Here is a 12,026-nt window from a genome sequence, read left to right on the forward strand (position 1 = left end):
ATGTTTGCTTTTTTTGTTAATTACAACTGTTATGCCTAAAACTACTATTTATTCTACTATTGCATTCGCATGTCTATTATTTTGCGGCAATAATCAAGGTTTTTCTCAGGGGCGTTATGCTGTGGGAACGACCTTTACTGAAATGGCGGACCCGTCAAGGGATACGCTTTCTGATTGGTCAAATGTTAAACCTGGTGTGCACGCATCGTTTGTGTCGATCGATAAACGTTTTCCAAAATCTTTAAATCCCAACATTGCTATCCAGCCCAATAACAAGGTGGATGCCTGGAAAGGGGAGCAGGTATCTGCGCAGATACTCCTGTGGACTAGTGCAGCAGCCTCTGATGTTGTTGTTTCGACTGGTGAGTTAAAATCAACTACCGGCAAATCTATTTCCGCGGAAGCGGTACAAGCACGATTTGTTCGCTATGTGATGACGGATGAATTTGCGGAGGGATGTGGTTATCGTAAACCTGAAGACTTTAAAGCCGCGCTTTCTGCAGATATGCTGGATGATCTCAAAAGCTATAATCTCGAAGCAAAGCGCGTCCGTCCAGTATGGATTACGGTAAAAGTACCTGCTGGAGCAGCGGCAGGTCAATATAATACAGTCATTGCTGTTAAACAAAAAGGTAAGGTGATACAGAATTTGGATCTGACTGTTAATGTTCAAGATCAAGTGTTACCCCCAGCTTCACAATGGTCATTCCATTTGGATCAGTGGCAACATCCATCATCCGTAGCACGTGTCAACAATGTTAAGATGTGGAGTGATGAGCATTTTGAAGCCTTAAAGCCAACAATGAAGCAGCTGGCTGCTGCTGGGCAGAAAGTCATTACGGCGACGTTAAATAAGGATGCCTGGAATGTACAGACCTATGATCCCTATGCGGATATGATCACCTGGAAGAAAGCAAAAGACGGATCCTGGAGTTATAACTATGCGGTATTTGACAGGTGGGTGCAATTTATGATGGACCTGGGAATTAACAAACAGATCAATTGTTATTCATTATTGCCATGGAATAATGAAGTGCATTATTTTGATGAAGCAAAAAATGAACTGGTCAATGTTGTCGCAAAACCCGGAACGCCAGTATTTGAGGAGCTATGGACACCTTTCTTAAAGGATTTTAGTAAACATGTCAGCGCCAAAGGTTGGTTGAAAATTACCAATATCGCGATGGATGAGCGGGCACAGGAGCAAATGGATCCAGCAGTAGAACTTTTGGAACGTGTGGTACCTGAATTTGGAATTGCTTTTGCAGACAATCATAAAAGTTATAAGCGCTATCAAAAAAGTACCGATATCAGTGTTGCTGTAGGCGATCCTTTCGATCAAAATGATTTAATTGAAAGACGTAAAAAAGGGTATATTACTACATTCTATGTTTGCTGTTCAGATGAGTTTCCGAACCAGTTTACATTTTCTGATCCGGCAGAATCGACCTATATGGGATGGTACGCGCTCGCTGCAGGATTTGATGGCGCGCTACGTTGGGCCTTTAATTCCTGGGTAGCCAATCCGCTGCAGGATTCACGATTCCGTACATGGCCAGCTGGAGACACTTATATTGTTTATCCGCAAGGTCGTAGCTCGATTCGTTATGAGCGTATGTTGGAAGGTATTCAGGATTTTACCAAAGTCAATATACTGAAAGAAAAGTTGGAAAAATCTAACGATCAAACGAATTTGGCAAAACTGAATGCAAAAATTGCCAAACTAAAAAAATCTAGACGTTATGCTGCCTGGAATGATGATCTCAATGATGCTAAGGCATTTGTAACCGAATTATCCAATAAGGTCAAGTAATCAAATCTTCATAGCGTTGAAAAAACAGGCTGCTCCTCGATACGATGGGAGCAGCCTGTTTTTTTTAGGTAGCGTCTTTCTTGCAAAACGTGGCCTGCAATCGTCATCTCTGTTCTGAAAACTAGGGATCGATCGGTATGTACTTTCTTCAATAGTAGAATACCCAAAACCATTGTTTCGCAATATTGTTGTTATAAAGAAGCGATAGCGTAATCAACACATCGTCGTGATATCAAAATCTTAAATCATCATATGGGTATGAAAAATGTAGCACACCAGATCGTTGGTATTTTAAAAGATGCGGGAATCAAGCGTATTTATGCCGTGACGGGAGATAGTTTGAATTTTTTTAATGAGGCAGTGCATGAGGATGGAACCATGCAATGGATACATGTCAGGCATGAAGAGGTTGGTGCATTTGCGGCGACCGCCGAAGCGGATCTGCATGGGATCGCCTGCTGTGCTGGAAGTAGTGGGCCGGGCCATGTTCACCTGATCAATGGCGTTTATGAGGCACATAAGACACGTGTTCCGATGTTAGTGATTGCTTCAACCTGCGCCACCTACGAGTTTGGTACAGACTACTTTCAAGAGACTAATCCGATTAAATTATTTGACGACTGTTCGTGTTATAATCAGATGATTACCCGGCCGGAACAGGTGCAACGTATGGTTCAGAATGCATTACAGCAGGCAATCTCAAAACGGGATGTTGCTGTTATCGGTCTGCCAGGGGATGTTTCCGAAATGGAAGCCGTCCATATGAACACTTCGGCAAAGGTATTCTTTACACAGCCGCAGATCAGACCCTCAGAGCTTGAAATCGGGCGTTTGGCACAATATATTAATCAGGCGGATAAAGTGACTTTATTCTGTGGTGTAGGGGCCCGGAATGCGCAGAAACAAATTGTTGAACTCTCCGAGAAAATCCATGCACCTGTGGGGTATTCATTTAAAGCTAAATTGGATATTCAACGGGATAATCCCAATGAAATCGGTATGACGGGACTTTTGGGGACGGCATCGGCCTTTCAGAGTATGCACCATTCGGATCTGATCCTACTTTTGGGAACTGATTTTCCTTACAAGGATTTTATACCCACCAATAAAACGATTGTTCAGATCGATATCGAGGGCGAGAAACTCGGTCGACGGTCGATCGTAGACTATGGCTTGGTGGGGGATATTGAGCATACATTGAAAGCTGTTTTACCCTTTGTGGAGGCGAGAACTGATTCAAGTTTTCTCGAAAAACAATTGGCGGCCTACGAGAAAGTAAAAGAAGATCTGATGATCTATGTCGAAGATTCAGGCAGTGAATGTGCTATTCAACCGGAGTTTGTGGCCCATACGATTGACCAAAAGGCGAGCGATGATGCTATTTTTTTAGTAGATACGGGCATGTCCTGTGTATGGGGAGCACGTTATATCAATCAGCGACGAGATCGCAAAATGCTCGGCTCATTTAATCATGGATCTATGGCAAATGCGATGCCGATGGCGATTGGAGCAGCATTGACACATCCCGAAAGACAGATCATAGCCTTCTGTGGTGATGGCGGGCTTTCGATGTTACTGGGGGATCTGGCTACGATAAAGCAGTATAATTTGCCAATCAAACTGATTGTGTTTAATAACCGTTCACTCGGAATGGTCAAATTGGAAATGCAGGTTGCCGGTTTAAAAGATCAGGAAACTAATATGGTCAATCCAGATTTTGCGATGGTGGCACAGGCGATGGGGATTCGTGCTTTTACGGTGACGCAACCAGAAGAGGTCGACGGTATCTTGGATGAAGCATTTAGTCTAACTGACGAGCCGGTACTTATCGATATCTATACCAGCCCCAATGCCTTAGCCATGCCACCCAAAATATCATTTAGCCAAATGAAGGGAATGACCGAAAGTATGGCTAAATTGATGCTATCGGGTAACTTTGAAGAAGTATGGGACACTATTAAGTCAAATTATAAACACTTGAAATCGCTTTGATACGCGTAGTCAACTTGTATTACCATGCTAAAAAAAGCCTCTCCAATATAAAATAGTTGGGGAGGCTTTTTGTCTAGGAAAAAAATAGGGTATTCGGACTATTGATTGCATTAAGTGAATTACTGATCAACATTGGCGTTGAACGAACCAAAGGCTCTTCAATAATTCCTCTTTACAGCGTCGAAGTTTTTCTATTTTCGATTCCGAAGAAATAGAAACATTCTCTTTAACAATAATAGCCAAATCTGTTTCAATGGATAATTTAGTGAGGGATGTACACCCACTATCAAATTTCTTAAAGCTTACATCTTTCATACTAATATTGGTTAAGAATTTCTGAATTTTATAATGTACAATTTACTAATAAAAATTAGCTTTACAATAAGCTGTGAATAATTTTATTGTTACTAAATTGTTTATTTTTAATCTTTTATCGGACTGTAACTTATAAACAATATTGCTGTAATTTTTGTTTTCTGAATTCCAAAATATTAAATGTTAGTTATTTAAAACAATATCTTGTTTTGATTGCTATTTATATTAATAAACAGGGAAGGCGGAATCTATTGTTCATAAGCTGCGATTAGCTCATCAATAAATTCCCCAAGGCGCTGATTTTTTCAGTTGCTGCCACGTATTTAAGAAAAATTAAATATTCACATGAAAATACTCAATATTGGATTGTCACTACTGATTTTTGCTACCGCTTGTCAGCAGAAGGACAAAAAGAAAGATGACCAAGCACAAATGGGATCGGATACCACAAGCGTTGCCGCAGCAATTGCTGAAAATGGAACCTATCAATACCTCAAAAATGGTGATACAATTTCGTTAATAATTGCCATTGATGGCGATAGAGTGCATGGTGACCTCAACTACAACTGGAAAGAAAAAGATCGAAATGTTGGGCATATTGACGGTATCCTCAAAGACGGTATCTTGTTGGCAGACTATACCTTTGCTTCCGAAGGGCAGCAATCCGTTCGGCAGGTGGCTTTTAAATTCTCCAAAAACCGGGCAGTTGAAGGTTTTGGGGATATGGAAGAAAAAGGAGGGAAGATGTCTTTTGTTGCATCCGATAAATTGGCTTATGATGAAAAATTTGTCCTAGAAAAGCTGAGCCAATGAGCACCATAGCAGGAGTTTCGGGATAAATATAATCAGTCCGATTAGTAACGCTGTGATACTGCTCAGCATGACCGCTGCTGCAGCAACATCTTTGATCCTTTTGATGTTGGGATTTCTTTCTTGACAGACAAAATCAGCGAGATGTTCTAATGCCGTGTTCAGCAATTCACTGACAAGAACAAAACCAATGGAAAAAATAATGGCTAGCCACTCATAAGGGCTTATTCTGAGGAGGTACGACAATACGATTGCTACAACTGCGGCAATGAGATGTATCCTGAAATTGTGTTCTTCTTGCCAAACGATTTTTAACCCGTTAAAGGCATAGCTAAAACTTCGGATTCTATCTTTCCATGAAAAGTTGCTTCGGGCCATAGTCAATCTGCTATATTTTATGTAAATATAACCTTTCCCTTCGTTTTTGACTGGCCTTAATTTTTGTTTAGGCTAGAACCCTCATTGTAGCCTGTCCTGCGTATTGTGACTTGTACTTTAACTAATGGCGATTATCGCAAATAGCTGCTGCTCTGATAGAACTTTAAGGGCAGCGGATTTTAGTCTGTATTTTTTTCATTTTTGTCGCTGATTTTTACCAAAAGTATTATTGGAAATGCGTAGTATTTTTGAGTAAATTGCTTTATGATCTACAATTTTGATAAAATAATCGACCGTAGGGGGACTGATTCGGTAAAATGGAATCAACAGGACTACGCCGATTTAATTCCACTCTGGGTTGCTGATATGGATTTCCCTGCATCCAAAGAGATTATCGACGCGTTGACCACACGTGTTCAACATGGCATTTATGGCTATGCAAAAGTGCCGAATGCTTTTTATGAAGCGGTATCGGACTGGTCTAATCGTAAACATGGTTTTCATTTGCAGCGCGAGTGGATACTTCCGGTTTTAGGTGTGGTGCCGGCCTTGTCGGCAATTGTTGCAGCATTAACAGAAACGGGGGATAAAGTACTGATCCAAGAACCTGTATACCATTGCTTTTTTTCATCGATCGAACGTAATGGCTGCGAGGTGGTTTCCAACGACCTATTGTATAAAGATGGGCAATATGTAATTGATTTTGTAGATTTTGAAACTAAGGCGAGTGATCCGAAGGTAAAGCTCTTTATCCTCTGCAGCCCACATAACCCAGCGGGTCGGGTCTGGACAAAAGCCGAGCTTGAACGCTTGGGGGAGATCTGTCTAAAGCACAATGTTCTTGTTATTTCGGATGAAATCCATTGTGATTTGGTTTTTGAAGGGCATCAGCATATTCCTTTTGGAACGATCAATCAAGCCTTTTTAGCGAATACAATCACTTGTATTGCCCCAAGCAAAACCTTTAATCTTGCAGGATTGCAAGTCGCTGCGGTCATCGTCGCCGATCCTATTTTAAATAAGAAGGTGCAGGATGCTTTTCTTGTCAATGAGATTGCGAGTATCAGTCCTTTTGCGATCACGGGTTTAATAGCCGCCTATCAACAGGGGGAGGATTGGCTGCAACAAGCGCTAGCCTATATTTATAATAATTATATTTATTTAAAAAGCTATATGGCGGAGCATCTGCCGGCTTTAAAAATTATTCCGCTTGAGGGTACCTATTTGGTTTGGGTAGATTGTACTGCATTAAATATTTCCAGCCGAAAACTAGGACAAATACTATTGAAAGAGGCCCATCTGCAGGTCAATGTCGGTGCCATGTACGGTAAGGGAAGTGATTCTTTTATCCGGTTGAATATCGCCTGTTCGAGGTCTATTTTACAAGAGGGGTTAGCGAGGTTGAAACAGGTGTTGCTGAATTTGCCAAAAGAATAACGAATTATTTAACATTATTGATTTACTCCAATATAAAAAAGCACCTGAACCAAACCGTTCAGGTGCTTTTTAATGTATAAAATGCTTTTGGTAGCGATTAGATACCCATTTCCTTTAAAATAAAATGAGCATTATCAATCTTATCAGCGACCCAAAGTACATAACGGATATCCACACCGATGGAGCGGCTATAGCTTTCGTTCCATGCAAAATCGTTGATTGTAGCATCATAGGCACGGTCAAAGTTTACACCGATCAACTCACCATTTGCATTCATGATCGGCGAACCTGAGTTGCCCCCTGTGGTGTCCATATCATACAATATATTGACAGGAACAGAGCCCAGGTCTTTCTTTAAATAGGGGCCAAAGTTCTTATTGAGATACGCCGTCTTGATTTCTTGCGGATAGTCGAAATCGGATAGACCAAGATTCCCTTTCTGAATAATACCTTCAATGGTTGTGAATGGTTTCATATAGGTAGCGTCTGCAGGAGCATAACCTTTAATATGTCCATAAGTCAAACGCAAGGTGGAGTTAGCATCAGGAATAAAGTTTTTGGCCTGAAAGATTTCCTTGACAGCGACATAGTCACCCATCAGTTTATTCAACACACCTTCACGTCTTTTCTGCTCAGCGGCGAAGATGACAATATCATTGTCCAGCTCATTTTGAAAACTTAATAGTTTATCATCAAATTGGCTTAATGCGTTTGCATTCGCCAAAACTGTATTTAAAATATAATTTTGATCTGCCAATTTACTGCTATTGATGAGCTGTGTAGCATAGGTATTGGCTGTTTCCCCATTCAATTGGAGTTTCTGAATTGATTCAAGTTGATTTTTACCTTGGAAAGCAGCTGCATCGGCAAGCATCCTTCCGAAAATACGTTGGTCTGCCTGTTTGTTGTAGCTTTCGTAAGTTTCTTGAATACTTTTTTTAAGCTGTTCGACATTATAGTCGAATAACTGTTTTGCGGCATGTGAAGAGCGCTCTTTACCCATTGCTACTTTTAAGGTATTGAGATCGCGGGCAACTTTCAGTAAGCTGGTACTGTTATAAATATTGTTGATCCAAAGCTCTTTTAAGGCATCTTGATCACTGACTTGATAGTAAGCGGCAATATCGTTTAATAGATTGCCATATTTACCTTTAAGTTCGGGTTTACTCAGGATAAATGCTGCAAGCGCCTCATCTTCCTGCTTTTTTGTTGACAGGAGATCTATGCCGCGCAAGCCTTTGAGCTTACCACGGTAGTTTTTAAGCACATTCGCGTTGCGTTTGATCCGTGTCGCCAAAGAGAGTGCAATATCCGTATTGTCTTTCCCAGCTTCCTCCATTTGTTTGTTCTGGAAATCATACAAATTGGAAACGTAAGGCAATAAATAGTCTTGTTGGTATTTGATATATTGTGCCGGACGATGTCTGAATGTCTTCCCTGGATAGCCTAGGATAAAGGTGAAATCATTTTCTTTTACACCATTTGGGTTGACTTTCAGGTGCTTTTTTGGTTGGTAGGGCACATTATCTTTTGAATAGGGAGCTGATTTTCCATCTTTACCTACATAGGCCCGAAGGAAGGAATAGTCGCCCGTATGACGTGGCCATACCCAGTTGTCAGTCTCGCCACCAAATTCACCAATATTTTGACGTGGAATATAAACAAGACGCACATCTTCGATTGTTTTGTAGCGAAATAGGACATAGCTTTTGCCAATGAACATTTCGGATACTTCAGCTTTGATCGTAGGGTCTTCTTTTTCAGCCTGTTTAACAAGTTCTTCCTGTTTTCTTTTAATGGTATTGATGCGCTCGACAGGGTCACTGATATTGGCTACGGAATTTAATATTTTAACAGACACATCTTCGTATGAATCTGTAATTCTGATCTTCAATCCTTTTGCTTCAATCTCTTGTTCCTGATTTTGCGCGACAAAGCCATTTTTAAGATAATTGTTGATGGCGGTACTGGCCAACTGAACTGCAGAAAAGGCACAGTGATGGTTGGTAATAATCAGACCACGGTTGGAGACGAATGATCCTGTACATCCACTGACTTGAACTAGGGCATCCACTAATCCAACTTGGCCGGGATTGTAGATATCCTTCTCACTGATCTTTAATCCGGCTTTCTTTAAACCCGCTCTATTTAATTCGCTCAAGGGGTACATCCCTTCGTCTGGGTTCGCATTAGCGTATGGGATGTTCGTTGCGGATAATAATAGTGCTAGTGCAATTGTCGTATGATGTATAAACTTCATGGGATTTTTTAATATCAACTGTTATAAATCTCCAAATTTAAGAAAAGCTTTTTGATGAATTCGACTTTTCGATCAACAATTGTCATAATAGCTGGCTAATTCTCGCTTTTTGGCAAGGTATTTATTGTATAATATGATCGGGGAAGCAATGGTCGAGCCTTAAAATATTGTGTATTTGCCATCGTTTTGCAGGAGTATTCGTAATTTTGCGCTTTAAAGATTTTAACATGACCTTAATCCAATTGGAATATATCATTGCTGTTGATACCTATCGTAGTTTTGTTGCCGCAGCCGAAAAGTGTTTTGTGACACAGCCGACCTTAAGTATGCAGATCCAGAAACTGGAAGAGTCTTTGGGGGCTAAAATCTTTGACCGGAGCCGCCAGCCTGTTGTGCCTACTGAAATTGGGGAGAAGATTATACTTCAAGCAAGATCGGTACTGACAGAAAGCCGTAAGATCAATGAAATTGTACAGGACAAGAAGGGGGAAATCGAGGGGACGCTAAAAATCGGTGTTATCCCGACAATCGCGCCCTACTTATTGCCTAAGGTATTGATAACGTTTATGGAGAAGTATCCAAAATTGCAATTGCAGATCTGGGAATATACTACCGAACGTATTGTGCATGAGCTGAAGGTTGGGCTTTTGGATTGCGGTGTGCTATCGACTCCCTTAAATGATCAGGGTATACTGGAGTCTCCTCTGTTTTATGAAAATTTTGTCGCTTATATATCTGAAAATAGTCCCTTGTTTTCCAAGAAAGTGCTGAGTGGAGACGATATTGCCGATGATAAGCTCTGGTTGCTCAATGAAGGACATTGTATGCGTGGACAGGTACTTAATATTTGTCATCATAAGCATAATCAAGATCTTTCCGGACGTTTTGAGTATAATACCGGTAGTGTTGAAACACTCAAAAGAATGGTGGATATCAATGATGGTATCACAATCTTGCCGGAGCTTTCGATTTCAGATTATGTGGATGAGCAGTTGGATAAGATCCGTTATTTCAAATCACCGGAACCAGTCCGCGAAATATCGTTGGTCACGACACAAAATTATGTCAAACGACATGCAATTCAGGCATTGGAAAAGGAAATATTAGCGGTTGTACCCGATAAATTTAAAACAAAAAAGAAAAAGGAAGTGTTGAGCTTTCAATAAGAAGACATGGCAAATCTCAGTGTACGTTTTTTTAAGAAGATAGATCAGATCAATCAATGGCGAATGAAAAAAGTTTCGAACAGAAACTTTATTATTCTCCTGGCGTTTTTAGTTGGAATTGTTGGTGGTCTGATGGCGTCTGTATTAAAAAGACTAACGCATTTTATTGCGGCGACGATCCAGGATGATATTGATTGGAAGGTTAAATATTCGGTTTATTTAATTTTCCCGTTGATCGGGATCTTACTGAGTGTGTTTTTTGTTCGGAAATTTCTGAAAGGAAAGAAGATGGAGCACGGTATCACCCCGATTATCTATGCCATCAGCCGAAAGGGAAGCCGATTGGACCCAAGTAATATCTATTCGCAGGTCGTCACTTCGGCGATTACGGTTGGATTTGGAGGTTCCTGTGGATTGGAGGCTCCCGTGGCATTGGGAGGATCGTCGATTGGTTCCAATATTGCCCGTTTTTTTGGTCTGCAATATAAAGAAGTCACCATGCTTTTGGCCTGTGGCGCGGCGGCAGGAATTTCGGGCGCATTTAATAGCCCTTTGGCGGGAATGATCTTTGCGATTGAGATATTGCTGCCGGAATTTTCCATTCCGGTTTTTATTCCACTTTTGATTTCTTCGGCCCTGGCGTCCGTTGTATCGCGGCTTTTGTACAGTGAACCGCTATTTAGTACGTTCAATTCGGATTGGCAGGTTTCTGCCTTGTTGTTTTATTTGTTATTGGCGGTATTGATTGGGCTGTATACTATCTATTTTGCCCGTGTATCCAGTTCGGTAGGAAAATGGTTTGCTAAAATAAAGAATCCCTATAATAAAGTATGGGTAAGCGGAATATCCTTAGGGATTATGATTTTCGTATTTCCAGCACTTTATGGTGAAGGGTATATTACGATCCAGCAGATTCTCAATGGACAATTTAACTCAATTGTAAAAAACAGCTTGTTTTCTGATTATAAAGATATGGGATTGGTGGTGTTGGGTTATACCATTTTGACCTTATTTGGTAAATCTTTTGCTGCACTATTTACGTTGAATGGAGGCGGAAACGGCGGGGTATTTGGACCGAGTCTGGTGATGGGCGGTCTATTGGGCTTTGCCTTTTCCTATGGGGTCAATCTGACCGGAATTGCGGAGCTTAACGTCCCAAATTTTGTAGTTGCGGGTATGGCAGGCGCGCTGAGTGGTATTATGCATGCACCGTTGACGGGTATCTTCTTAATTGCAGAAGTCACAGGAGGTTATACCTTAATGGTACCCCTGATGTTGGTCTGTTCACTTTCCTATTTGATTAACCGCGCGGTATTGAAGCATTCGATCTATACAAAAGTATTAGCCGAATCAGGCGATCTCATTTCTTACGAAGATAAGGACCGCTCTGTCTTGAGCATGATGCGGATTAAGTATGTTCTGGAAACCAATTTTGTGATTTTGAGACCCGATGAAACGCCAAAAAGTAGGCAGTCGGATATTATCCACAGTAAACGTAATATCTTTCCGGTGGTGAGTTATGAAGGTAAATTTATAGGGCTTCTCTATAGCGAATTTTTATTTTCGGTGCTGTTAGGGGAGGTCGAAGGGGGAGAGACTCCATTTGAAAAATTGGCACAGAAACCAAACGATACCGTGGGGATCAACGAGAACATGGAAATTGTAATGGCCAAGATGAACAAAGATGACACTTGGATATTACCGGTACTTGGGGATGAAAATAAATATATGGGATTTGTGTCCAAGTCCAGCGTTTTTAATAAATATCGCGCATTACTTATCCGTCAGGGACATTATCTAGAGTAAACAGATCAGGATTGGTGTAAACATAATCTGGAGTAACATCATGTTCTCG

At 40.9% G+C, this 12,026-nt stretch carries 8 protein-coding genes; 6 read left to right on the top strand and 2 right to left on the bottom strand.

Going from position 1 to position 12,026, the window contains the following annotated elements:
- Nucleotides 1–31: 31 nt before the first annotated feature.
- The 3 genes from DFQ12_RS20370 to DFQ12_RS20385 all read left to right on the top strand — a co-directional run bounded on the left by DFQ12_RS20370 (nt 32) and on the right by DFQ12_RS20385 (nt 4,933).
- Nucleotides 32–1,813, top strand: coding sequence for a DUF4091 domain-containing protein (locus DFQ12_RS20370; protein WP_120260877.1), 1,782 nt, complete (start codon nt 32–34; stop codon nt 1,811–1,813).
- A gap of 258 nt (nt 1,814–2,071) precedes the next feature.
- Nucleotides 2,072–3,805 carry a thiamine pyrophosphate-dependent enzyme gene (locus DFQ12_RS20375; RefSeq protein WP_244211804.1) on the top strand — a complete coding sequence of 578 codons (1,734 nt, stop codon included), beginning with the start codon at nt 2,072–2,074 and terminating at the stop codon, nt 3,803–3,805.
- 660 nt (nt 3,806–4,465) lie between these two features.
- A complete protein-coding gene (locus tag DFQ12_RS20385) occupies nt 4,466–4,933 on the top strand; it encodes a hypothetical protein (protein WP_120260879.1) in 468 nt (155 codons plus the stop codon).
- Here the strand turns inward: DFQ12_RS20385 and DFQ12_RS20390 are convergent.
- On the bottom strand, nt 4,913–5,308 hold the full coding sequence (locus DFQ12_RS20390; RefSeq protein WP_120260880.1) for a diacylglycerol kinase family protein: 396 nt from the start codon (nt 5,306–5,308) through the stop codon (nt 4,913–4,915). The two genes, DFQ12_RS20385 and DFQ12_RS20390, sit on opposite strands and share 21 nt — an antisense overlap.
- A 264-nt stretch (nt 5,309–5,572) precedes the next feature.
- Between DFQ12_RS20390 and DFQ12_RS20395 the strand changes: the two genes are divergently transcribed.
- The gene (locus tag DFQ12_RS20395) at nt 5,573–6,745 is read left to right on the top strand and encodes a MalY/PatB family protein (protein ID WP_120260881.1); all 1,173 of its coding nucleotides are present in this window, start codon (nt 5,573–5,575) and stop codon (nt 6,743–6,745) included.
- Nucleotides 6,746–6,842: 97 nt separating this feature from the next.
- Here DFQ12_RS20395 and DFQ12_RS20400 read toward each other — a convergent pair whose 3' ends face one another.
- The gene (locus DFQ12_RS20400; RefSeq protein WP_120260882.1) at nt 6,843–9,005 is read right to left on the bottom strand and encodes a S46 family peptidase; all 2,163 of its coding nucleotides are present in this window, start codon (nt 9,003–9,005) and stop codon (nt 6,843–6,845) included.
- Between the two features lie 227 nt (nt 9,006–9,232).
- Between DFQ12_RS20400 and DFQ12_RS20405 the strand changes: the two genes are divergently transcribed.
- A complete protein-coding gene (locus tag DFQ12_RS20405; protein ID WP_120260883.1) occupies nt 9,233–10,171 on the top strand; it encodes a hydrogen peroxide-inducible genes activator in 939 nt (312 codons plus the stop codon).
- Nucleotides 10,172–10,177: 6 nt separating this feature from the next.
- Complete coding sequence (locus DFQ12_RS20410; protein ID WP_120260884.1) at nt 10,178–11,977, top strand: chloride channel protein; 1,800 nt, start codon at nt 10,178–10,180, stop codon at nt 11,975–11,977.
- Nucleotides 11,978–12,026 lie beyond the last annotated feature (49 nt).

It is taken from the genome of Sphingobacterium detergens, assembly GCF_003610355.1.
Lineage (GTDB): Bacteria > Bacteroidota > Bacteroidia > Sphingobacteriales > Sphingobacteriaceae > Sphingobacterium > Sphingobacterium detergens.